Origin of the sequence: Bacillus mycoides, assembly GCF_000832605.1 — a bacterium.
GTDB classification, from domain to species: domain Bacteria; phylum Bacillota; class Bacilli; order Bacillales; family Bacillaceae_G; genus Bacillus_A; species Bacillus_A mycoides.
On record NZ_CP009692.1, the window covers coordinates 3,250,824 to 3,276,672 of the forward strand.

The window sequence follows — 25,849 nt, forward strand, 5'->3', positions numbered from 1 at the left end:
GCCTTTTCATTTTTTATAATTTGTAATCACCGATTGCCTGTATTGGATTTTGAAGAATCATGTTGATTAACTGATGGATGTGATTCAATATTTCCTGTATTTTCTCCGCTTCATATACGGTTTGATCATATCCAAACTTTATTGTAAGTTTCTCTTCAGGGAAGCACATAATTCCATACTTTACATGAGGCTCATCAACAACTTCGTAATCTGTGATGGCAAAATTTCTGTTTTCATTTGAAGAAAAGATAGCTGAGTTAGTCGGATAGTTTTCAAAAACCCAAAGATGGTCAGTCAACTCAGTTTTTAATTCACTTTGTTTTTGTATATCAACAAATGAATAGTATGCATACTCATTACATTTCAATGTTTCTAGTTGTACTTTTTGCAGGAAGTCCACAAAAGATTGCGTTTCTGTCCATGCTAGTCGGATAGGCAAAATATTTGTGAACAGACCGAACATATTTTCAATCCCTTCTACTTCGGGAGGTCTGACTGATACTAGATTAGGTAATACTACTTCTCTCATTCCGTTGTATTTGCCAAGCAATATTCCCCATACAGCTAGTAATGCCGAATTCATAGTTATATTGTTTTTAGTTACAAATGTCTGTAACTGATTAGTCAAATCCTTATCTAATGTTAAATCCATAAATGTGAAATTTAACCCTTCACTTTGAGTTGGTACTTTCTTTTTAGGAATACTAATTTTCCGATTGTATCCTGATAAATAATCCCGCCAAAAATGACGTGCTTTCTCATGATCTCGTGCTACAGTCCAATCTATGAATGTCTCAAAAGGTTTCACTATAGGTAACTCTGCCGTAGTTCCCGCATTTATTGTTTCATAGAGCTGGAATAATTCGTCTATCAAAATGCTGACGCTCCAACCATCACATAATAGATGATGGGAACTCCAAACCACCCTATGCTCGTTATTTTCTAGTTGGAATATACAAAGACGGGTCATGAGTTCATCATTTTTGAATCCTTGACTTAAATTTTCATTCATCCACTGGTCTAGGAATTCTTGCTGTTCTTGTTTCGTCATCTCAATCAAGTTTTTTATCTCTGAAATCATTTGAACATCATGTAGAACAGCTTGCCAAGGTTGTGCTTGTTCATCTTGCACAATTATCGTTCTTAAAGAATCATGACGATCAACTAATTGTTGGAAACACTGAATAAAGAGATTAATATCCAGCTCCCCCTCAAGTGCCCAAATTGTTTGTTCGAAATATGCATTTGTATCAGGTTCAGTCGCAGCATGTTCATAAATAACTTCCTGGAAAGGTGCCAATGGGTAAATACGTTCTATTTTTATTTCTGGCATTTTTTCTTGTATTTTGATAAGTGTATGTTGATTAAGTTGTTTATCTTTAACATTTAGTACTGTAACTTTATTATCGTTCATTTTGTTTACATCACTTGTTTGCGAATTTGGAAGATGATCAAGCTTTTTAACAAATTGAACCATGTCTCCTAATATAGGAAATGAAAATAAATTTTTTGGCTCCAGCTCAAATCCTTGTCTATACAGTCTGACGGAAACTTGAATCGCTTTTATCGAATCTCCACCTAAGGCAAAGAAATGATCATTTACTCCAATCCGATTTACTTTGAGTACTTCTTGCCAAACACTAGTTAATATTTTTTCCATTTCCGTTTTTGGAGCAATAAATACTTCATTTGTTTGTTTCTCCGGAGTAGGGAGCGCTTTTCTATCTAATTTCCCGTTTGGAGTCAAGGGCAATTGTTCCAAATAAACAAAATAAGAAGGAATCATGTAACCTGGCAAGTGATCTCGCAAATGCTTTCGAAGTTCTGTTGTGCTAATATTTTTCTCAGTTACCACATATGCGACTAAAAACTTTATACCATACTCATCTGTCTGATCAATCACTACTGCATGTTCGACTTGTTTGTAAGTGAGAAGACAATGGGCGATTTCTTCTAACTCTACTCGATATCCTTGAATTTTGACTTGATAATCTTGGCGGCCTAAAAATTCAATATATCCCTCAGGATGCATTTTTCCACAGTCTCCTGTCTTGTAAATAAGACCAAAATCAGGATGTGATACAAATGCTTCATTTGTTTTCTGTTCATCATTTAAATATCCTTTAGCAAGGCCCACTCCCCCGATATATAAATCTCCAATTACACCAACAGGGCACATTTTCTTTTCATAGTTCAACACATAATACGTTTGGTTTGCCAAAGGAATCCCGTATGGAATACTTTTCCAATGCGATTCCACCTGTTTGACCGGATAATAAATTGACCAAATCGATGCTTCTGTTGCTCCTCCGAGTGAAACTACTTCCGCAATCGGAAAATGTCGTTTTATTTTTTCTGGTAAAGAAAGTGGAATCCAATCTCCACTATGTAAAACTAAACGCAAGGAAGAATGTTCAAAATGAGAACCTACTTGATCTAATGCCAAATCCATAATTGCAGGTACTGTATTCCAAATTGTAATTCCTCTACGTTCGACAGTACGGATTAATTCTTGCATGTCTCTTGGGTCACGAATCATTACCAACATTGCACCTGTGCTTAACGTTCCGAAAATATCGTATACAGATAAGTCAAAACACATAGAAGAAATACCAATAATACGATCATCTTCATTTACCTGATATTTTTGATTAATATCTTGAATGGTATTTGCAACCGCTTGGTGAGTAATAATTACTCCTTTCGGTTTTCCTGTACTTCCTGAAGTGTAGATAATATAGGCAAGATCTTCCGGACCAGCAATAGCAGGCATATCTTCTGTTGTGTATAATGACAAGCGGTTTTCTGCATAAAGACTAGGTTCTAATAAAAGTTTGCATGAGCTATTTTCTAAAATATATGTTTGGCGATCTGAAGGATGGTCGGGATCAATCGGAACATAAGCGGCACCTGCTTTTAAAATACCTATCATATTAACAATTGTGTCAACTCGTCTTTGTGCTAAAAGACCAACCTTGTCACCTAGACCAATTCCTTGTTCTTTTAAAAAGTGCGCAACTTGATTGGAGCGCTTATGAAGCTCCGAGTATGTTAAGTAGTCTTGTTCAAAAACTACTGCTACTTCATCCGGTGTACGTTTTACTTGGTCTGTAAATAATTGATTTAAAGTAGTCGACGGTATTTTTTCTGTTGTCTCATTGTATTGCTCAATTAAAGCATGGTCTAACTCTTTCATCTGCAAAGATGTTACGTCACTTTGTTTCACTAATTGTTCCAATAAGTCAACAAATTGGTGAAACATCGCTTCTATCACATCAACATCAAACAATTCTTCAACATAGTTCCAGCTAATTAATAACTCTCCATTTTTTTCAATTACCACATTATCCAAATGCACTTGTGGAGTCCGAGCATGAATATGGCGAAGTGAACCAAGTTGTTCCCAAGCAAAAGCCCCCGCACCTGCTAGCATCGAAGTGAAAACAATTGGCATAACTGCTTTTGGCGTCATTTGATGATATCGAGTAAAATCTCGAATGAAATTAACTCCATCGTAATGGCGATGTTCGAGACCATCTAATAAAGTAGATTGCGTTTCTTTTACTCTAGTAAAGAAAGATTGATCTGGATTCACATCAACATCCAACAAGATGAGTGAAGTGAAATCTCCCACAATTTGCTCTACTTCTTCATGAACAGGATAACGGTTAAATACAGTCAAATTAATTGCCAATCGACGTTGATTACTCCAATATGCCAATACATCACTATATATTGTACAAAGCAGAGCCGAAGGAGTTACTTCTTTCTCTTGTGCTAACTTTCGTAGCTTTGTCCATATTTCATTGTCCAGGATCTTATTAAGTGATTGGAACTTAGGAGTAGCAATCTCTGCCGGATCCTTTTTTAACAGCAAAGAAGGCGCAAACGGAAAGTCAGGAAGCTTACTTGTCCAATAATCTTTTGCTGTTTTATATTCTGTACTTTGTTCCAGTTCATCATAGATAAACATGTAATCTTGAAAATCAAAAGATAGAGGTTCTAACCTTTGCTCTGGTTTATAATAATAATGAAACAAATCCTGTCCAACGATGTTCATGCTTGCTCCGTCCATTAATAAAGCATCGTATCGAAAACATAATAAATACGTGTCTTCTTTTAAAAGAAAGGCTTTTAATTCAAACAAAGGCCATTGCCCTAAAGGAAATACATGATTAGTCATTCGAGAACGTTCTTCTTGTAAGCGAGCATTTTGATTCCTATCATCTAAATCTATGAGACTTACTATTTCAATCTCGTAATCAGGAACGCTTTGTAATATTTGCTGTTCTCCCTCTGGTAAAATTACAGCTCGTAACATCGGATGACGTTGAATTACCTTTTGAAAACTTTTTGAAAGACGATTGATATTCAATTCTGTTTCATATTCAAAATAAGTTTGAGGTGAAATACCACTTAATTCAAACTGTGAATTCCGTCCTAACATGTACGCTGTCTGAACCTCTGTTAAGGGAAATGGCTTAGACAAATCTTTAACATGGGTTGGTCTATTTTCAAAGTTTTCCGTTTTATGCTCTAACTTTACACAAGTACTAAGTTGAGCAATCGTGGGATGCTTAAAAAAATCTGTTGTACTTATTTTTAAGCAGTCTTTTCTTAATAGATTAATTACCTGAAGTGCTTTAATCGATTCTCCTTTTAAAGCAAAAAAATTATCATGAATACCGATTCCCTCAATCTCCATAACTTTTTCCCATGCATGCACCAATTTTTGTTCAATTTCATTGCGCGGGGCAACGTATGGAATTGATACATAATCTGTTTGTGTTATATCTAATAACCTTTTCCTATCTACTTTCCCATTTGGATTCAACGGAATCTCTTCCACCTGAATCATTTTTTCAGGAATCATAAACTCAGGTAATTTATCACTTAAATATTTTCTGATTTCATCAAAAGAGACCTTATTATCCGATACATAGTACGCAGCTAATAATTTCCTATTTCCATATACTTGATCAACAACGATAGCTTGGTTTATTTCTGGATATTCCCTTAACTGGCTTTCGATCTCTCTTAATTCAATCCGATATCCCCGAATTTTTACTTGATGATCCATTCGACCTAGATATTCAAGTTCTCCATTAGGCAACCAACGAACGAGATCACCCGTATGATACATCATTTCTCCTGCCGTAAAGGGACTCGGTACAAACTTTTCATCTGTCAGTTTAGATTTCCCAAGATACCCTCGTGCTACCGCCACGCCACCAATGCAGAGTTCACCCGGAATTCCAAATGGTTTTAATTGACCATACTTATTCAATATATAGGAATGATAATTCGGGTTGGGACTTCCAATCGTAACTTCTTTGGCAGAGCTCAAATCCTTTACTGTTGCACAAATGGTTGTTTCTGTAGGACCATAAATATTTAAAATTGTCGCTTCACTGATGCATCGAATTTTTTCAACCAAATCAATGGAAAATGCTTCTCCTGCTAACAAAATAGATTTTAAATCTTTTAGAAAATTTGCCCCTTCTGGATCACTCAAAATCACTTCCATTCGCGATGGCGTTGATTCCCATAAATCCACCTTATGTTCTTTGACCAAATAAGCTAATTCTTTTGTTGCGAACTGATCCTCTGTAGCAATAACTACTTTCGAACCTTGTGTTAAAGGCAGACATATTTCTAACAAGGAGATATCAAAAGATACACTAGCAAGAAACAAGAATGACTGATTATCTTTTACTTTTTCTCTCATTACACTTAAAAAATGGACAAGAGATTTCTGTTCTACCATTACCCCTTTTGGATTCCCTGTCGATCCCGATGTGTAAATAACATAAGCTAAATCATTAGGATAACTTTCTCGAACTAAATTACTTTCCTCACCTTGGAAGAGATATTCCTCATCAAGATACAGCACTTCACCCGCAAATTGCGGCAATTCTACTTCTGTTCGCTTGCTCAGTAAACATTTCGCTTGACTATCTTGTAACATATATTCAATTCGTTCATTTGGATAGTTAGGATCGATTGGTAAATACGCTGCTCCTGCTTTTAAAATCCCCACCATGCCAATGATCATTTCCAATGACCGATCTACCATAACCCCAATAATACTTTCTTTGGAAACACCTTTACTTTGAAGAATAGAGGCCAATTGATTTGCTTTCTTATTCAATTCTCTATATGTCAAAGATTGATCATTACAAACAACAGCAATTTGATCTGGGGTTTTTAACACTTGTTCCTCAAACAAATTTTGAAATGATTGAGACAATTCTATGTCCGCCTGACCTTGATTCAATTCTTCTAGCAACTCTTTCTCTTCTTCTGAAATGATACAAATATCTTTCACAGCCAAATTCGAATTTGTTGACACTTGCTTTAAAACATAAAGATATGAATTTGCAAACTGTTGCAAAGAAGAGAATGAATGAGACTTGAAAGAAATTTGAATTTCAAATTCATTATGTATTTCATTCCATTCTCTTTGTATCCAGATGGCTAAATTATTCTCTGCATATTCTTCTATCAAATTTTTATTATGTAATCCTTCCATCCCAATAACAATTTGAAAAGGAGTTAAATGGTGTTTCGCTAATAATTCAGAGAGTGGATAACTCTGATTGTCATACCCGAATAAAGTCGTTTGTTCAATCTGATTTACTACTTGTTTAAAGCTGTGATGCGGATAGATTTCACTTCCTAAAGGAATCAACTTATTAAGATTCTCGCTTTGTTCAATATTCTTTTCAATTACAGGAATACCAATAGTAATCCTTTCTTGATCTGTATAGTGTGCCAAACAAATCCTTAACGCGGCCTGTAACCAGCTAAATAATAATAAATCTTGAGACTTAATTACTTTTTGTATACTTTTACTAAACTCTACATTCATTATGACTTGAACGTGCTCGTAAGGATTTTCTTTATTTAGTTGGTAACCGCTATTAAATACAGAAAAATCGAGAACCTCGGAAGATAACTGCTCTTTCCAAAACGCCTCTACCCCTTTATTTTCATGAATCGAACTTCGATCTTTAATGTGCATTTTTATCTTTATCCCCCTAATATTCATTTCATCTATTCGTTAATTTTCAAGCCAACTTCAAGCCCATGGAGAAATACTTGATGGTTATCCAAACATAAAAATTGCTGAATCTCTTCAAATTTCATATGACCAACTGAACAAACGCCTAAATTCAATGTCTCAGCCACCATATTTAAGGTAGCAGTGATAATACCAGACTCAATACAAGCAAATAAATATCCATCTGAACCGTATTTCGGGATGGAAGCGTTCGCATTATAAACCAAATAAACTGAAAAGGCAGACTGAGTAAATAAATCTTGGTTAATTAACTCATGATCACTTTTGATTACTTGATCAATATTATTTACAATCACAAGACAGTTTTTTGCTGGGTTATAATAATAAAACCCAGCTTTCATACCTTCTATACGTTTTGGTTTTATATAAATAAAGATATCAATAGGGTAGAGTCCGCCTGCACTTGCGTAATGATAGTATATATGTTCTTTCCTAACCTGTTTTAGAGTTGATATGAATTGGGAAAATTCTAAAAAACTAATATGTTTTTTCATATCAAATTGGCGACAAGACCTACGTTCCTTGATTATAGTGGGTAACTCATTTGTTGTTTCAAGTTGAATTTCGGTTGACCGCACAGCATGGTGTGTTCGATTCAATTGTTCACTCATATACTTATCTAAATCTTCTTTAGAAAAGCGAATCTGGTTGCTATATGGATTCGGAAAAATCTTTTCTTGTGTGGAAAATACTTCTCTTGGGTGTAATATGTTACTTACTAACACACGATTTTTTATCATAAGCTCTACTGTTTTTTGTGTCTCTTCTACATTTCCTAACGAAAAGTGCTCTACTAGTTCACTAATTTTCACACCTTTTTGAGTAAAAAAATAAAACTCAGGAAACCACTCAGACAAAACGCCTGTAAATCTTGTTTCTCCTATCAAAATTTCATTATGCAACTTCTCCCAATGCTTAATAGGAGACCAGTAATAAATTTGCTCGCTCATATAACCCTCCATAAACGTTTTACTTATTTTTAAAATACAATTTTCTAATCTACAAAAATAGTCCTTAGATTCTGCCCTTTGTTTCATAGTGATTATAAATACATGTACTTCAACGTAACTTGAGAATAATGAAATAACTTTTTCTTCATTGAAATTTTTTATTTCGTCATAAAAAATGATTTTTTATTAGACATTTTACATCCTTTCCCATAGTAATCCTATAAGGTATAAACCATTTGGAACATTGAGAATTTCCATGTATTTTCAATGTGAAATTATTGTAATGGATTGGAAAGCAGATGGAAATAGTTATTAAACAAAATAATATTGAGAAAGTTTTATTTGTTATAGCGATAAAATTTTCTAATGAGATTTATTACAAATAGATTAAGAAAAGAATTTGAAATTTTTCTTTAGAAGTTAGTGTAAAAATGCACATACTATTACATACAAGTGAGTTATTAACATATCGTATTTAAAATAGAGAAAAGACACCATTTTAGGTGTCTTTTCTCTATTTTAATTCCATATACTTTTACGCCTTTGTTATTTTTCGAACGATTTGTAGGAATTAATATAACTCGAACATCTAGCTCGTTAGATGTTCGAATGTATATTAAAAATTATATAAATTAAGAATGTATTTCAGATAATTTTATAAATAAATACAAAGGTACCTCCTCCCCTACTGTTACAATAGCAATAATCTCTTGTCTATTTCCGTTATTAAATTGTAATATAATTACAGTATGTGAAATTATACTACATTAACTTTAAAAGCGAAGTGAAAACAACCTTCACTTCGCTTTTTTCATTTGTAATCCCTATTCAATTTGCTCAATTCAGTATATACTTTCACATTATTTGCTTTTATTTAATCGGTTTCTCTGTTTTTAAAACTAGTGAACTTAATGCAGGAACTTTAATTTTATTGTCATGGACAACGTAAAGTGTTTTACTTCCCGCCTGATTCTCGTTTACTAGCACTTTCCATGGACCTTTCGATGGAAGTGTTATGTCAACGGCTTCCCTATTTGCATTGTGAGCCACCATAAAGTATTCGCTTTTATTCCCACTTCCCTTTCCATCTATTGTATAAGCTACAACATTTTTGGGAACATCGATAAAAGCTACATACTTTTTAATTTGCTCTGCAGAAGTCATACGAAAAGCTGGGTATTTTTTTCGTAAATCTATTAAGCCCTTCATATACTCTACTTCATTATTAAATGCTGCACGGCGTAACCAATCCATCTGGTTAATAGAATCAGGAGATTTGTAACTATTATGATCACCATATTTTGTGCGCATAAACTCTTGTCCTGCATGTAAGAATGGAATACCTTGTGATGTTAATAAAATAGAAGAAGATAATTTATGCATTTGTTTTCGCATTTCTTCACTGTCACCTGAATTAGTCAACTCAAGTTTATCCCATAAAGTATGATTGTCATGTGCTTCCACATAAGTTAGCACCTGCTCCGGATCTTGATAAGTAGACGAATTTGTATCATAGTCAATACCGGCTGTAATGCCTTTTTTAATACGGTCTTCCATGTTTTGCTTTCCATTTACAAAACCATTTTCTTTCTCCTCAAATACACTACCTTTCAATCCATCACGAATATTATCGTTAAAATGAGCAATCCCTTTCATTTTCTCCGCATTTTTTTGATTTGCTTTCAATTCAGCTGCAAGAGGTGTATTTAAATCCCAGCCTTCTCCATGCAGAATAATAGAAGGATCAATTTGATTAACAGCTTTACGTATCTCATTCATCGTTTCATAATCATGAATACCCATTAAATCAAAACGGAACCCATCTAAATTGTATTCTTTTGCCCAGTATGTGACGGAATCTACCATAAATTTTCTCATCATCTTTCGTTCTGAAGCGGTATCATTCCCTACTCCAGTTCCATTTGCTAATGTTCCGTCTTCATTGTAACGATAATAGTAACCTGGAACTAACTTATGAAAATTTGATTCAGCGGCATTATACATATGGTTATATACTACGTCCATCACAACACGAAGATTATTATCATGCAATGTTTGAATCATTTGCTTTAATTCAGTTATTCGAACAGTTGGCTCAAAAGGATTTGTAGAATAGGAGCCCTCTGGGACGTTGAAATTTTCCGGGTCATATCCCCAGTTATATTGTGGTTCATTTAAATTCTCTTCATTTACTGAAGCATAATCAAATATCGGTAAAAACTGAACGTGAGTAACACCAAGATCTTTCATATGATCAAGTCCTGTTTTTACACCTTCAGGCCCTTTTGTTCCTTTTTCTGTTACACCTAAATATTTTCCTTTTTGCTTAATACCACTTTCAGGTTGGATGGAAAGATCGCGTACATGCAATTCATAAATAATAGCATCTTCCGGATTTTTAAATTTCGGTTTTTTGTTTGCTTTCCATTTTTTCGGATTTGTTTCTTCTAAATCAACAACTGCACCTTTATCTCCATTTACAGAAGCAGCACGCACATACGGATCAACCGCTTCAGTCCACTTATCCCCAATTTTCACCTTATACGTATAAAAGAGACCTTTTTGGTTCCCTTTAAGTTCTGCTTTCCAAGTTCCCTTTTCACCTTGTTTCATGTTTATTTCAGTACCTATTTTATCGCTCCATTTTTTATATGTAACTAACTTCGCTTCACTCGCAGTAGGAGCCCATAAACGGAACTTTGTATGTTGCGGAGTATATATATTCCCTAAATCATTACCACCATAATAAAATAAATTATCAAATTCCTCGCTACGAATGACTTTACCGATTTCAGTATTCGCATCAGCTAAGTTTGCTATTTTAACTTTGTATGTTTGTTTTAAATCAATTTTCTGTTCCGTAATTATTTTAACCTTATTAGTAATATCTCCACTATTTTTATCATAAGGACTAATTCCCTTAATTTTAACGCCTTCAATTTCAATTTTCTGTTCCTTACTATTAAACGGAACATTAGTCGTTACAGTAATTTCATTAAAACTATCAATAGTAGCTTTTTGAATTGAGAGATCCGAAGAAGGCTTAGAATCATATACTTTTTCATCACCCGAAAGGATCCATACTTCAGCACGACCATCCCTTATATTTTCAACCCAGTGATCACCTCCATCTTTTTCCCATTCATTGGTACGAACTATAAACCCTACACGATTATAGTCACCATCTATTTTTATCTTAGCGTATTTTCCAAATTCATCTTCACCAGTAAATTCATAAGATTTACCGTTTGCATTTTCTCCCCATACCCAAAGATTCCAGTCTTTTGTATTTCCAGATTTCTCTTTGTAATGAATGATAACTTCAGTTGTTTTCGAATTTGAAACTGCCTTCACACTCTGAAAAGAGAAAACAGATGATAACATAACGATTATGGTAAGTAATAAAAACGATTTGTTAATTAATTTTTTTGTAATTTGCACCCCATACACCCTTTCTTTAAATATTACGAACAATTTATTATGCTCATACTACGAAACACGGTTTAAATTAATCTAGGAATCTCTTTTACTTCACCTCCATATTGGCTATTTTTACGTATGTATTTCAATGATCTTTTATACGAAAATCAAATATAAGATGGAAACAACCCTTACGAAAACGTTTGCATTAAAACTCAAAAAAATAGATTTGTTTATTCCTTCTTATATTTGTAAATACTAAAAGATCAGGGAAATCATTTTAAAGCAATCGTTTGTTATCGCTTTCATTTTATAGCACTTACTATTAAAAGGTCAATATATTATTAATTTTCTGTTTTTATATCCTTGAAATCTTATATATTTGTCGTAACTTATTGAAGATAGATGCCTGATTATTGCTTAGTAATTTTATTTTCACTAATACATTGCTACGTAAAAAATCAGCTAATATCCTTAAAATGACATTAGCTGATTTTCATAATGTATTAATATATGAATGAAAACTATATTTCTAACTTACTTAATTTTTGCTGCATCAAATGCTTTTTGCACTGCTTGAACTTCAGCTGTATTCGCCCCATATTTATTAGTTGCCACTCGAATACATGCTGATTTCAATTCTTTGAAATTAGATGTCATGTTTAATTCATCTGTATTTGCATAATAGAAAATATCAAACATTTTATCTTCACCAATTCCTTTAACAGTTACTCCGTTATGAGTTCCACCTTTTGCAATGAGATACGCAACTTTATTAATAATACTTGAATTAAAATGAACGCCGCCTTGATCCCATCCATTAAAATCGTTAAATTCACTGTAATCATCTGGATAAGGTACTCCAAGTGAAGATGGAACAGAAGCTGGGTTTTCCATATCACGGAAAACAGATCCAGTTTGTTCTCCCATTGTCCAGTTAAAGCTTCCATTATTTACGTATTTCTCAATAGATGTTCCCATAATATCAGATAGCGCTTCATTAATCGCACCAGGTTCACCGTAATATTCAAGATTAGATTCGCTAGAAGTAACAGCATGTGTAAATTCATGTCCAGCTACGTCATATGCCTTGACAATAGGATCGCCATATACAAGCATACTTCCATTATTAGCACTTAATGCATTTTGCCAATTTTTCGGATCGTTCGTATCTTCAGAATCCCAAGCATGTACAACTGAAACTACCTTTTGTCCCTTATTATCAAAACTATTACGCTTATATTTATCTTTATAAAAATCAAATACCTTTGTTGCTAAATAATGAGCACTTACTGCTTTTGGATCGTTAAATGTTGTTGAAGTGCTGGTTGCTAGTGTACCAGGATAATAGCTTTCTTCTTTAGTAATATCTCTGTAATTCACATCATATGTTTCAATTCCTTGCCCTCTTGTATAATCAGCAAGTGCATATTTACCATTACTTTGTTTAGAAATACCAAATGAACGAGATATACCTAAATCATCTTTTCCTGTTCCAGTTAATGATGTAAGACTACTTTTTTTACTTTCCTTTAAAGCTCCAACTAGTTTTTCACTTGCTTTTAAGTTAGATTCTTGTACCATATTTTTTAACATATCACCATTTTGTGCATTTACTAAATAAGTTCCAGAAACATAGTTTGGTGTTGCCGCTTCAAATGTAACTTGATATGCATTGCTAGCTTGTCCATTATTTTCATCAACAAAAATAACTTCCTTAACTTCTGGCTCAGAAATAAACTTGATATCGTTCCCGTATTTCGTATAAATATATTGTTTCGCTTCATCTTTTGATAGATTAATAGGCTTTTTCAATTCTTCTTGTTTTAAATTTTGCGCGCTATCGCCTGAAACACTTTTAATAACACCGTTATTATCTACGTGTGCAGTTAATTGATGGCCATATACTTCTTTTCCTTCGTATGTTTGCTGCATACGCACAAGTGTTGTTCCATCATACGAACCACGTTTTTGAAGAACTTTATAATCTACTCCTGTTTCTCCATTGACTTGATTTGGAGAAAGAGCTTGTTCAGCTTTCTCCTTAAGAGCATCTTTTACTACATTCTCTGGTGTTTTTTGTGACGGTTGTGTAAGTTCACCTGAACGGAATGAGTCCTCCTGAATTTGAACTTGAAGTTGATCTGTTTCCTCTGCATGACCTATTCCGTATGGTGCCACAGCTGTTAAAGCTAATCCTGTTGTTAATGCTACTTTAGTTAATGTCTTTGTGTTTTTCATTTTTTCACCTCGTATAATTTTTGAAATAGAAAGCTTGTACAAAGTATACTGTCTATTTATGTCGAAAAAAAGAGAAAATACAAAATTTATGTAATATTATGCAAAATTACATATATGTGGTCGATAAAATAAAAAATGAGCCCTTTTAGGTGCTCATCCAATTGGTTAGTCGTTAATTATCTATATTCATTCTAATCAAAGTACACTTATATCTTATTAACAACATAAAAAACCACTCTTTACTATTTTAAGAATAGTAGATAAATACTTTAGTGAGGCAACGCATATACAAGTTAGATTTTTCAATATAATTTTGTTATTTATGTCTATAGCTGCATGGATTGTAACGTTTTGAGACTGCTGAAGTCTTATATGAGTTTCAGGCTTTTTTATCTTGTCAAAAATATCTTTCAAAGATATTTTTGTCTCCCCATTTAAATATAGAAAAGGACATATCTATTGCATGTTATTAACTTAAGGTATGTTCTTTTAAAGCATATTATAAATATACATAGTGAGAAATGAAACAATAATTATTCAAATGAAAAATCCCCTAAATTTTTAAAGCGATTCAGGGGATTTTTTACCGATGATTCTCTATATTTCCATACCGATCACAAACTTTTTTAGGATAATGGTATGTCCAAGTTTAATAGTTTTTTGCACGAGAGCCATCTTTTTTATATTTATTTAATTATCCTACTAAGTTTTTTGTAAAATTCACCTTTTCTTTTTACATGATTAAACTGATTTGGATTAATATTAGCTTTTTGTGAGAGTGCTACAATCTCTTCTTTTGTAATTGAATCTTTAGTATTTATAGATGCTATATTTGTATATTTTCCATCTTCTGTTTTTGGGATTTCTAAAATCCCTTTATTTACAAGATCAACTACAGCCTTATGCTCTGAAGAATGTGTATCTACACCAGTAATTTTCCAATTATGCATAACTTTTGGCGTGTATACACCGTTCTTTACCTCTTTTAAATATGTAATAGCAAGGTTACGAATGGTTCCACCTGTTTCTCCGAATGCATTCTCTTGTTTAGATGACCAAGTTTGTTCAAATTTACGTCCCTCTAAAGCTCCCCCTTTTGCCTGAAGAGCCTCCATTCTATACGCATTCATTCCTAGCGTCATAACATCGCTCATTTTGATTGGTTTATTTGTACGAATAGAGCGTAAATTTGTAATTCTACTACCATATGGTTTTGTTAAGTCAATTTCGTATTTTACGCCTCCAAAGAAATCGTTCGTACTGTATTTAGACGCACGACGATTTTTATCAAAGCTAACTGTTACATCTCCGGCACGAGATGAGTTAAAATATCCTGCTGCCCATTCCATATAGTCTTTTAAATCTTTTCCAGTTATCTTATATACTGTAATTTCTCCCAAAGCATATTGATAATTATAAGCAATATCTTTCTTCTTTATAGGACCTATATCCAAACGGGCATAATCATTATCAATTTGATGGGCTACTACATCCGCCTTACTGTAATGGAGCATGACTTCATGAAAGAAATCTGATAAAGGTGTCTCTTGAATCTGCACACTTGGAATACCCTTTATTTCATTTTCAGGAACAAGGTTTCTACCCTTTAATTGGGCGACTACAACATTTGCATCTCCTCTCGCATACTCATGAAAAGGTGTTAGTGTTTCTTCAAGTGTAGAATCAGATAATACTGTAGTTCCATCAGCATTTTTTACAGGTATAGCGGTAGCTGTTTTATCTTTTAAAACAAGCTTCCCATCTTGCTTTGTAAAAGTAAGGTCAATACGTGAAATATGCGTTCCGTATTTATCTGGTTCTGTAATAATTACGCCATTTACAACTTCTTTTTTTACAAGTTTATGCATATGAGCCGCAAAAATAGCGCTTAGTTCCGGACAAGCATTCGCAATATCTTGAACACCAGTACCTGGGATTCCATTCTCATTTTCTAGTCCCATATGCATAACCCCTACCATTACATCTACTTTATCTTCTAATTCTTTAATAGCCTTTTTTGTCTCTTCTACTGGATTTTTCACTACTAAACCATCCAAATGATCTGTCCCTTTTTCAAAATCACTAATCATTGGTGTATTCATACCAATAATCCCGACTTTAATTCCACCTTTTTCAACAATCGTATATGCAGGAAGAAAACGCTCTCCATTTTCCTTATAAATATTTCCTGCTAACGTCTTTCCCTTGTATTGCTCACTAACTTTTTTCAATGTATCTAATCCAAAGTTGAATTCATGATTTCCAAATGCCCAGGCGTCATATCCCATTGTATTCATTGCTACCATCATTGGCGATTGTGGCTTATCGTTGAATAATTCTACTGAGTTTCCTTGAATTGTATCCCCGGCATCTACTAATATGGTATTTGGATTTTCTTGACGTACCTTCTTTATAACCGTATAAAGCTGCGTCAAACTTCCACTCATATTTGCTCCATCAAGCGCATAATCCCAAGGCATAAATCTACCATGAATATCTGCAGTACCTAACAATGTAATATTAACATTAGATTCCTCAGCCTTAGAAATAGCTGGTTTGACTGTTACTGCTGTTACAAGAAGCATAAGAATAATAAAATTGCATACATAGTTCTTCCATTTCATTTTTTGCATAATAACAATATTTCTCCCCTTTTTGTACTGTCATAAAGTTGCTTGAACTTTAAAAATGTAACTTATTATTCAGAGAAATTCAACTATAAAAGATAATTTTGTAGTTGGTTTTGCTGTGAAAATATAGAGAATAAAATGCATATATCCCCTAACAGAATAGTATTTTATCATTTTCTAATAAAATACTTCTTCCTCCAACGTGTGAAGGGCGCTAAACCAACGGTAGATGTATATGTACTTTCAAAATTTTGGACATGCAACTCATTTTCGGATTTTATTTCTAATTTTTTCCTTCTATATGAAAATACTGAGATCACTTCCAAAAATAATAACCCCGCTCTTCATTTAAGACGGGGTTACACTTATACAGCAAATCGGATTCAGATTTTTTTCAAATGTTCGTTTCCTCTTCAGGAGTAAAATCTGCTAGTTTCGTATTTTTTTTCTGCTTATTGGTTGCTTTCAACTAAATTCATCATAATTTTAATCAGGACTTGTATTTTATCACTCGAACCCTTGATGCTATCCCAAATCGCTCAATAAATAGATAATGATTTTTACTTTTCAACTCCACAAAGCAATTTTATCTCTTTAATTTGTTCTATATGACGCTGTTCATGCAAATAGATCAGTTCTATCCACTGATCAAGAAGTAATTCTCCAAGAGCTGGATGCGTCACTGATTTTTTCGCTAATATAGATTCATCTTCTATTGTACTCAGGAAACGCATCAATTCTTTTCTAGAGTCGTTTAACAAATCAACCATTTGCTGCACTTCAAATGGTTCTATACTTGGTTCAATCATTTCTGGGGCTATAAATTTTATCGATCTATCTAATAAAATAGTGTGAATTTCTTTACGCTCATTTAAGATACTATCCATCTTTTTTAATCCCGATGAAATAACTGTTATAACTCTCTCATCTAATAAAACTAAGTGATGACAAACTTGTGCTATACTCCATTTATCCTTATCTGGTTTCCTATTAAATTGAGCATCACTTAACAAAGTAATTTCCTCAAATAATTGATTTCTAGTTTCATAAAACGTGTCATTTACAAATGTATTCATGTGAATTCTCCTTTCGCTAGAACCTACATACTTAAATTCCTACGCTAGAAATATTCTCTATGGAAAAAAGATTTTCCTTCACTATTATTCCAATCCAATCTTTTCTTTCTTTAGTAGGTTCTCTAATTCATGCTGAAATGTATGAGTTCTCTCAACATCCTTGAAGATTTCCTTGAGGTTATTATGCGCTACAGCTACATCATAATACTTTCAACGGAATCCTTTCAATATAACTACATAAAACGTTCCTAATTATCAATCTAGCATTAAATATATGTAAAAAATCAACCTATTCATTCATTTTTAATGCTTATGTATGTACATTTGTTAATTTATTAGTTATATTATGGGTATTGAATGATTACGAAAAGTTAATAAATCGCTTGTATAACACCTTATATTTTTATATCCGTGAAAACTACAAAATGTATAAAATTCCATTTGTCAAATGAATTTAATGCGGAAGGAGGTTTGTGGTTACTTCATCGGGATATAATAATCAGTTTTGAACTGATAAAAATATAGGAGGCGACATAATGTTTCGTACGATTTCAAATTTCATGAGAGTAGCTGAGATAAGAAACAAAATTCTTTTTACACTAGCGATGCTAATTGTTTTTCGAATTGGCACGTTTATTCCAGTTCCTCATACTAACGCAGAGGTATTAAAAGTACAAGATCAAGCCAACGTTTTAGGTATGCTGAACGTATTTGGCGGAGGAGCACTGCAACACTTCTCAATCTTTGCTGTAGGTATCACACCATATATTACAGCTTCTATCATTGTACAATTACTACAAATGGACGTTGTACCTAAATTTACAGAATGGGCAAAGCAAGGAGAAATGGGCCGTAAGAAATCAGCTCAATTTACTCGCTACTTTACAATCATTCTCGCATTCATACAATCCATTGGGATGTCTTATGGTTTTAATAATATAGCAGGTGGACAATTAATTACAGATCAAAGCTGGACTACATACTTATTTATTGCGACAGTTTTAACTGCTGGTACTGCATTTTTACTTTGGTTAGGTGAACAAATTACCGCTAATGGCGTTGGTAATGGAATCTCAATGATTATCTTCGCAGGACTTGTTGCGGCGATTCCGAATGTCGCTAATCAAATTTATTTGCAACAATTCCAAAACGCAGGCGATCAGTTATTTATGCACATAATAAAAATGGTTTTAATTGGACTCGTAATTTTAGCGATAGTTGTTGGTGTTATTTACATTCAACAAGCTGTTCGAAAAATACCGATTCAATATGCAAAAGCTGTTTCAGGAAACAATCAATATCAAGGAGCAAAAAATACTCATTTACCTCTTAAAGTAAATAGTGCAGGTGTAATTCCTGTTATCTTTGCTTCAGCCTTTTTAATGACGCCGCGTACAATTGCGCAGCTCTTCCCTGATTCAAGCGTATCTAAATGGATAATTGCGAATCTTGATTTTGCACATCCATTTGGAATGACACTATATGTGGGTCTTATCGTTGCCTTCACATATTTCTACGCGTTTATTCAAGTAAATCCTGAACAAATGGCTGAGAATTTGAAAAAGCAAAACGGATATGTCCCGGGTATTCGCCCAGGTAAATCTACAGAACAGTATGTAACAAAAATTTTATACCGTTTAACATTTATCGGTGCGATTTTCTTAGGAGCAATTTCAATATTACCACTTGTATTTACAAAAATCGCTACATTACCACCATCTGCTCAAATCGGTGGTACAAGTTTACTAATCATCGTAGGTGTTGCATTAGAAACGATGAAGACGTTAGAAAGTCAACTTGTGAAGCGTCATTATAAAGGTTTTATAAAAAAAGTGAATTAATTACAAAAACACACTAGGATATAAAGACCTAGTGTGTTTTTTATTCTATAAAAATAAAACCCTCATTTTCTCGCTTCATATTTTTATCTTTATTTTAATTACCATAAAAGTAGCTCCTTTCTCTCACCTTCAATATATCCCTCGGTGGTTATAAAAAGTCTCAGCATGAATTTATCTATAATTAAATAGTCTGGTACAAAATCTTTTAATGTTATTACTTGCTTTCTAACAATTCTTTTGTCACCTTTTATTCCAAAAACTTTAGCTTCTAAATAATCAATTTCACCTAAAAATAAATCTATCCTTTGACATATAGGGATTCCAACCAATTCTTTAACTTCCGGTTATATTGTGTAAGTTGTCTATTACTATCGTATAAAAAGAGATATTGAAATTCATTAACAATGTAGTTTGTAGACACAGGTATCATATTTTTCTTTCAAAAAAAACAGAGTGCCGCTCAACTAGCTCTCTGTTTTAAACTAATTATATTATTGCGTATGTAAAATACCTTGCAAAACAACTTCTAATCCCCAGCGGAATCGTTCTTCTCCACCAGATAACATATCTTCTTTTAGACTTACAATCATTGGATACCTTGCTGTATCTAAAGCCTCATACGAAGCACGAATTGGGTCAAGAGTGGTACCTTTTTCTTTGCGAGCTGTTTGTTCATATGCGACCGAAGCAGCATATAACAGTAAAATATCTACTCCCCATGCTGATGCTCTTGCATTAACTCCACCTTCATGTAATTGACGCAAAATCTGTTCAGTAAGGGCTAAAGAATTTGGCCCAATTGGAATTGTCATTAAAGCTAATTCTGCCATTCCAGAAGAGTCGAATAAAATTCGAAAATATGAATGTACAAGTGTAAATAGTTCTTTTTTCCATGGTTCATTTTTCTCATCTGTTATTTCAATTTTCCCTAGACCATAATCTAATACATACGCTCTTAATTCATCAGCATTTTTTACGTATACATATAAAGAAGACGGACCTGTATCTAATACTTTTGCAATTTTACGCATACTAAGGCCAGAAATACCTTCAGACTCTAATAGGTCATAAGCAGTCTTAACAATGATTTCCTTACTTAACGGTTCTTTTGCTGGTCGTGAACGACGACTAGTAATTGTATTCGTTTGCTCTTCCATAGTTCTCCTTTAGTAAATATATTTTTATTGTTGCTCATGAAGTTGATTCATAAGATTATACATTTTCATAGTAGCATCCTCCGAGAAACAAATCTCAAGATTATCATTTGACACTTCAGCGGATTGAGAAGAATAATCGTACATTTTTTCTTCGTAATTTTCAATTGCCTCGTTCAAATTATCATGTTTTACAATAGATAATGCAAGTTCTGCCGCATCACGCATCGCTAGATTCACACCTTCTCCAGCAAATGGAGACATTAAATGTGCAGCATCACCAATTAAAGTAACACCAGGCTTACTTTTCCAAGTTAGTCCAACAGGTAACATATAAATTCGTCTAGGAAAAATCGCACCATCTGCACATCTAATATAATTTTTAAGTGTTTCATCCCAGTCTTCGAAATATTGTAGAAGTTGATGTTTTGCTTCTTCTAAATTTTTAAATGGAATTCCACAATTATCAAGCCATTTTTTATCTGTTCTAAAACTTAAATACACGCGAATACTGTCATCTCCATTTAATTGCGCAAGAATTCCTTTATGCTCCGCAAGTGCAAATACTTTGCCACGTCGATTAAATTTCGCCATCTGAGGATGATTTTTCGTTACATTTTTCAAATTCAATTCTACCATGCTAATACCAGTATATTGCGGTATAGAATTTGTGACAAGTGGACGAATTCGAGAGAAGGCACCATCTGCTGCTACCACTAAATCAACAGTGTCTACATGTCCATTTTCAAAATGAAGTTCATGTATACCATTTTCTACAGGAATGGCTTTTGTTAAGTTATAGCCCCAATGTATACATTGCGGATCAACAGAATTTAAAAGTAACTCACGTAAAGTGCCTCGATCAATTTCTGGACGATCTCCGCAATTAGGATCCGCTACTTCATCTAAATATATTTTCCCGTTCTTATCACATAAACGAAAATCTTCTCCCTCATATCTAGCAAGTTTATTAAATTGTTCTAACAATCCTGCTTCTTTAAGCGCCTCTTGTCCGGAATCATGATGAATATCTAATGAACCTCCTTGTTGCCGAATCCATGGTGATGTTTCTCTTTCATATACGACACATTTTAAACCATGTTTCTGTAATATACGAGCTAATGTTAAACCTCCTGGTCCAGCACCTATAATTGCAATACGTTTTTCTCCTTTATTTTTTCTTTCCATCATTTATCACACCTTATATTTTATTGAATTACTTGTTTTATTTATAACATAACGTACACTGTTCGTAAAGTACATCGTTCGTTAATTACTAAGCAAATTATGTTAAACTTAATGTGTAAAAATAAAAAGCATGTTACAAGTCAGTAGTAACATGCTTTTTAAGTTGATAAAGTAATAAACTTTTATTAACTTAATAGTCCAATGATTCCATTTGTATTATTTACATTTCTTTCTTCAATAACTTCCCTTGCTTAAAATAAACGCCCAGCGTAGAACGATTCGCTAAAAATACACCAATCAAGATTAAACAAGCTCCAATTCCCATTGCAGGATTTAATGGTTCTCCTAATACAAAATAACCTACAATAACAGCGATTAATGGAGATACATACAACCATGTTGATGGAAATATTGGATTTGTTTTTGATAAGAGCCAATAATATAAACCGTGCCCACCGATTGATCCTACAAATATGAGATATAAAATTGGCCATTGTACATTCCAAGATGTTAAGACTGTTAGATTAGGCTGTTCCATTACGATAGATACAATTAACAACAAAACTCCTCCATAAAACATTTGAATGCCGTTAATGAGAAATGGTGATACGTTAGGTAAATCTGAAAGTATCACTTTAGAACGAATAGAACCTATTCCATAAAACAACTCTCCTACTAATATAACAAGGCAAGCGATACTCCATATGAATGTAAGTTCTTGATGCATTCCAGGTAAAGAAATGCAAAAAACACCAAGGAGTGCTATAACTAAAGCGACAAGTTGTTCTTTTTGCAATTTTATTTTATTTCTCTTTGATTGTAATAGCAAAATCATCATTGGGGCTGTTGCAGATAGAACTGCAGCTAATCCAGAAGAAATATATTGTTCAGCCCAGTAAAGGGTCGCGAATGTCATAAATGTTAAACAAAAACCAGCATATATAATACGTTTCGATAATAAGTAAGGCATAATATCCTTTCGCTTTAATTTAAAAATAATAATGAGAATAAGGCCCGCCAAAAAGAAACGAATTCCAGCTGAAAATAATGGTGGTGCCCCCGCTTCTATTCCAATTTTTATCGTTAAAAATGTCGTTCCAAAAATAATACATACTAAAATATAATTTAAAATGACCATTTTGCTTCCTCCTTTTTACTCTTGAAATGAGTATAGAGGATATGGTGTATAACAGTGTATCCGAGCATATAACAGTTGAATAAAAATATAGTTGATTGTCAGACTATTTTTCGCTTTAATTAAATTAAAAAGAAAAACAGGTGATTCTATGAAGATAGTACTACGTAAAGAATCCAACATACCATATTACCAACAAATTTATATGCAAATTGTTGAGAGAATTCAAAGCGGGATGCTTTCACATGGCGATTACCTCCCTTCTTTACGTTCTATGGCCGATGATTTGCAAATTAGTTTATTAACTGTTCGTAAAGCTTATAAACAGTTAGAAACGAAAAGTTATATACGAATTGAACAAGGAAAAGGTGCCTATATACATAAACGTGTGAACAAAGATTTCAAACCAATTCCATATCAATGGCAACAAACGAAATCCATTAATGTTATGCGTTCTCAATATGTAATGAACCAACATCGTAAATATTTTGATTTTTCACAGGCTGTCCTTTATCCACGTTTATTACCAAATCCGTTTCTTTCAGATGAAATGCACAAATTACTTAATAAGGATCAAATGATACTGGCAACATACGGACCTGTTCAAGGTGACAAAGAACTTAGAGTGGAAATAACAAACTACTTAAAAGAACACCAACAAGTAGTTACAGATCCATCTCAATTATTAATTACAAGTGGTGCCCAGCAAGGAATCGATTTAATCGCCCAAACATTATTAAAGCCTGGAGACATAGTGTTAGTAGAAAGTCCGTGTTATGGAGCGGCGCTTGATGTATTTGTTAATAAAGGAGTTCAAATTATCCCTGTTAGTCTTGATAACAACGGCATTCGCTCAGATTTAATCGATGATATTTGTCAAAGAAAGAATCCTGTTTTGTTATATGTGAATCCTACTTTTCAGAATCCAACGGGCACAGTAATGAGTAAAGAAAGAAGAATGGAACTTGTAGAACTAGCAGAGCTTTATCAATTTTTCATTTTAGAGGATGATTCTTTCGGAGAGATATATTTTGAGGATTTTAAAATTCCCCCTCCAATAAAAAGCTTTGATACAAATGGTCATGTTATATATTTAAAAGGATTTAGTAAAACGTTAGCACCAGGTCTTCGCATCGCGGCACTTGCAGCTGAAGGTCCTATCTTTGAATGGTTATACGCCGTGAAGGCTTCGATGGATATTGGTAGTCCCTTATTGACACAAAAAGCACTACTTCCTTTTTTACGAGCGGAACGAATGAAAAATCATTTAGAAAAATTACGGACTGCTTTACAAATTAGACGCGATTTAACAATTGATATATTATCTCCATTAAAAGAATTAGAATTTGAAATACCTAATGGAGGATTTAACTTATGGGTTACACTCCCTCAGTCAATCGATCCTTTTACATTATTACAAAAAGCGAATGAAGTTGATGTTTCTTTTTTACCCGGCACAGCTTGTCTGTTAAGCCATGAAACTCAATATAATCATTTACGAATTAGTTATTCAATGTTAAATGAAAAAGATATGTTGATTGGATTAGAAAGATTACATGATACAATTGCCAAGTTTAAATCATTCATGTAAACTCCAAAACAACAACTAACCTCTTATTCACACAATAAAAAACCAACACTTTAAAATTTTATTAAAAATCAAGATATAAGCTGAACCTATTATTAATAGTGAATTCTTATCTAATGTCATACATTATATGTATAAAAATTAAAAGGATAGAAGAGCTTGAATAAATTCGCCCTATCTATCCTCTTTTTAAACACAAATGACTAATCATAGTGGACTTCGCTGTCAACAGAACCTGTATTGCTCTATTGCTATGCTCAAATTTCTTTTTATTACTACTTGTTCAATAAGAGGTGTTTTCTTCCTGCATGAAATTTATTTTATAGGGAATTCATTATACTTATTAAAACAACAACATGATATAGACAAAAACAAAGAATAAACATAATGGACTATAGAACCAAGTGTCATATCTAGCAAACTGAGAATGTTTAATTTTTTCGAAAAATCCAACAAACTTAAAATCACCAATTGCCCTAACAATGAAAACTAAAGCACAGACAATACTTCCGATTTTAGATAAACTATTTGCTTCGAACCCCTGCAAATAACCTACTTGAACAACAATCAGGATTATGTTCTCCCTCTTTTACTGGGATAACAGCAGCAGAACCCCATCGACCTCCAAAAGCCCAATAAATATGCAAAAAACTGATAAACCACAGAAGCCCCACAGCTACTACTATTAATAGTAATTTCATTTATTCGCCCCCAATTTCGTAACTTCAAAGATAACATACACTAACGTATGTTATAGTGAAAATTTTGTCCCTTCAGGTTTTATAACCATATTAGGGACATTTATTATCGAATAATCAATTATGCCTCAGCATAATTGCGTCCGGAGGCTTTACTTTTTTCAGTGGATGTTTGGACATCCGCTGAAAGAAGTTAAAAGCTCAACCATTTTATCAATATCAAAATTAAGATTTGCTTCAAACCTTGTCATCCATCCTACATACGTTAAATAGGCAAGTCTCGCTCGATCAATTGATTCAATTTCGTCTACGCCCATTTTTTGATACAATTTTGCAACACAAGAAATTCTTTGTTCTTCTATATCTACTAAACGTGTTGCCACAACAGGATCGTATTTAGCCCAAGCATAAATACCATTCTCAATTTTTTTATCTCGATTAAAACTAATCTGTAATAGCTGTTCTAAAGAGGCATCCTGTTGCTCCATACTTTGAACAATCAGCTTTGTTGCATGTACTTCCCAAAAGTCGAGCATAGAATCTAAAAGCTCTTGATGGTCACGAAAATAGTGATAGAAGCTTCCTTTGCTTATTTTTAGCAATCGAGCAAGTGCTTCAATGCGAACTTTATGTATACCTTCATTAGCTAATTGTTGTAATCCTACTTTTATCCAGTCTTCTCTCGTTAATTGCATATTATCTCCCCAATAAAATACGGTAGCGTATGTTTTACGTTAGATTACTACTATTCTCATTTTTTGTCAATTATTCATTCTGTTTATTTTTATGAACTTTAATGTTGTTGTTAATCGTAATATTGATCGTCATCACCCTCGGTAAATTA

Annotated in this window: 13 protein-coding genes and 1 pseudogene; 2 read left to right on the forward strand and 12 right to left on the reverse strand. The window is 33.3% G+C overall.

The window, feature by feature from the left end:
* Positions 1–13: 13 nt before the first annotated feature.
* The 6 genes from BG05_RS18705 to BG05_RS18730 all read right to left on the reverse strand — a co-directional run bounded on the left by BG05_RS18705 (position 14) and on the right by BG05_RS18730 (position 17,401).
* Positions 14–7,024 carry a non-ribosomal peptide synthetase gene (locus BG05_RS18705; RefSeq protein WP_003189455.1) on the reverse strand — a complete coding sequence of 2,337 codons (7,011 nt, stop codon included), beginning with the start codon at positions 7,022–7,024 and terminating at the stop codon, positions 14–16.
* A 32-nt stretch (positions 7,025–7,056) separates the two neighbouring features.
* Positions 7,057–8,034 (reverse strand): SagB/ThcOx family dehydrogenase, encoded by a 978-nt coding sequence (locus BG05_RS18710; protein ID WP_016101928.1) that lies wholly within the window; start codon positions 8,032–8,034, stop codon positions 7,057–7,059.
* An 870-nt stretch (positions 8,035–8,904) separates the two neighbouring features.
* Entirely contained in the window at positions 8,905–11,475 is a 2,571-nt protein-coding gene (gene pulA / locus BG05_RS18715; protein WP_003189450.1) for a type I pullulanase, read from the reverse strand.
* Between the two features lie 516 nt (positions 11,476–11,991).
* Positions 11,992–13,695 (reverse strand): M4 family metallopeptidase, encoded by a 1,704-nt coding sequence (locus BG05_RS18720; RefSeq protein WP_016127039.1) that lies wholly within the window; start codon positions 13,693–13,695, stop codon positions 11,992–11,994.
* 686 nt (positions 13,696–14,381) lie between these two features.
* The gene (locus BG05_RS18725; protein WP_002032306.1) at positions 14,382–16,328 is read right to left on the reverse strand and encodes a bifunctional metallophosphatase/5'-nucleotidase; all 1,947 of its coding nucleotides are present in this window, start codon (positions 16,326–16,328) and stop codon (positions 14,382–14,384) included.
* A gap of 557 nt (positions 16,329–16,885) precedes the next feature.
* Positions 16,886–17,401 carry a DinB family protein gene (locus BG05_RS18730; RefSeq protein ID WP_003189443.1) on the reverse strand — a complete coding sequence of 172 codons (516 nt, stop codon included), beginning with the start codon at positions 17,399–17,401 and terminating at the stop codon, positions 16,886–16,888.
* 536 nt (positions 17,402–17,937) lie between these two features.
* On the opposite strand from BG05_RS18730, the gene secY reads away from it, so the two are divergent.
* Complete coding sequence (gene secY / locus BG05_RS18735; RefSeq protein WP_002069884.1) at positions 17,938–19,242, forward strand: preprotein translocase subunit SecY; 1,305 nt, start codon at positions 17,938–17,940, stop codon at positions 19,240–19,242.
* Between the two features lie 98 nt (positions 19,243–19,340).
* Here the strand turns inward: secY and BG05_RS18740 are convergent, their stop codons facing one another.
* The 4 genes from BG05_RS18740 to BG05_RS18755 form a co-directional block, all read right to left on the reverse strand.
* Positions 19,341–19,571 (reverse strand): hypothetical protein, encoded by a 231-nt coding sequence (locus BG05_RS18740; RefSeq protein ID WP_232294824.1) that lies wholly within the window; start codon positions 19,569–19,571, stop codon positions 19,341–19,343.
* Between the two features lie 162 nt (positions 19,572–19,733).
* Positions 19,734–20,399, reverse strand: coding sequence for a TetR/AcrR family transcriptional regulator (locus BG05_RS18745; RefSeq protein WP_003189440.1), 666 nt, complete (start codon positions 20,397–20,399; stop codon positions 19,734–19,736).
* Positions 20,400–20,423: 24 nt separating this feature from the next.
* Positions 20,424–21,587 (reverse strand): FAD-dependent oxidoreductase, encoded by a 1,164-nt coding sequence (locus BG05_RS18750; RefSeq protein ID WP_003189438.1) that lies wholly within the window; start codon positions 21,585–21,587, stop codon positions 20,424–20,426.
* A gap of 217 nt (positions 21,588–21,804) precedes the next feature.
* On the reverse strand, positions 21,805–22,722 hold the full coding sequence (locus tag BG05_RS18755; RefSeq protein ID WP_003189436.1) for a DMT family transporter: 918 nt from the start codon (positions 22,720–22,722) through the stop codon (positions 21,805–21,807).
* A 148-nt stretch (positions 22,723–22,870) separates the two neighbouring features.
* Here BG05_RS18755 and pdxR point away from each other — a divergent pair, with 148 nt between their 5' ends.
* Positions 22,871–24,310 carry a MocR-like pyridoxine biosynthesis transcription factor PdxR gene (pdxR, locus tag BG05_RS18760; RefSeq protein WP_033733995.1) on the forward strand — a complete coding sequence of 480 codons (1,440 nt, stop codon included), beginning with the start codon at positions 22,871–22,873 and terminating at the stop codon, positions 24,308–24,310.
* A gap of 340 nt (positions 24,311–24,650) precedes the next feature.
* Here pdxR and BG05_RS18765 read toward each other — a convergent pair.
* Positions 24,651–25,008 (reverse strand): annotated as a pseudogene (locus BG05_RS18765) (DUF3995 domain-containing protein).
* 158 nt (positions 25,009–25,166) lie between these two features.
* The gene (locus BG05_RS18770) at positions 25,167–25,700 is read right to left on the reverse strand and encodes a TetR/AcrR family transcriptional regulator (RefSeq protein ID WP_003189432.1); all 534 of its coding nucleotides are present in this window, start codon (positions 25,698–25,700) and stop codon (positions 25,167–25,169) included.
* Positions 25,701–25,849 lie beyond the last annotated feature (149 nt).

Bases quoted from the DNA above. Each gene is read 5' to 3' on its own strand.
- BG05_RS18720 (WP_016127039.1), bottom strand. From the start codon at position 13,695: ATGAAAAACACAAAGACATTAACTAAAGTAGCATTAACAACAGGATTA.
- BG05_RS18745 (WP_003189440.1), bottom strand. From the start codon at position 20,399: ATGGAAGAGCAAACGAATACAATTACTAGTCGTCGTTCACGACCAGCA.
- BG05_RS18750 (WP_003189438.1), bottom strand. From the start codon at position 21,587: ATGATGGAAAGAAAAAATAAAGGAGAAAAACGTATTGCAATTATAGGT.
- pdxR (WP_033733995.1), top strand. From the start codon at position 22,871: ATGAAGATAGTACTACGTAAAGAATCCAACATACCATATTACCAACAA.
- BG05_RS18725 (WP_002032306.1), bottom strand. From the start codon at position 16,328: ATGCAAAAAATGAAATGGAAGAACTATGTATGCAATTTTATTATTCTT.
- secY (WP_002069884.1), top strand. From the start codon at position 17,938: ATGTTTCGTACGATTTCAAATTTCATGAGAGTAGCTGAGATAAGAAAC.
- BG05_RS18755 (WP_003189436.1), bottom strand. From the start codon at position 22,722: ATGGTCATTTTAAATTATATTTTAGTATGTATTATTTTTGGAACGACA.
- BG05_RS18730 (WP_003189443.1), bottom strand. From the start codon at position 17,401: ATGAATACATTTGTAAATGACACGTTTTATGAAACTAGAAATCAATTA.
- BG05_RS18710 (WP_016101928.1), bottom strand. From the start codon at position 8,034: ATGAGCGAGCAAATTTATTACTGGTCTCCTATTAAGCATTGGGAGAAG.
- BG05_RS18705 (WP_003189455.1), bottom strand. From the start codon at position 7,024: ATGCACATTAAAGATCGAAGTTCGATTCATGAAAATAAAGGGGTAGAG.
- BG05_RS18770 (WP_003189432.1), bottom strand. From the start codon at position 25,700: ATGCAATTAACGAGAGAAGACTGGATAAAAGTAGGATTACAACAATTA.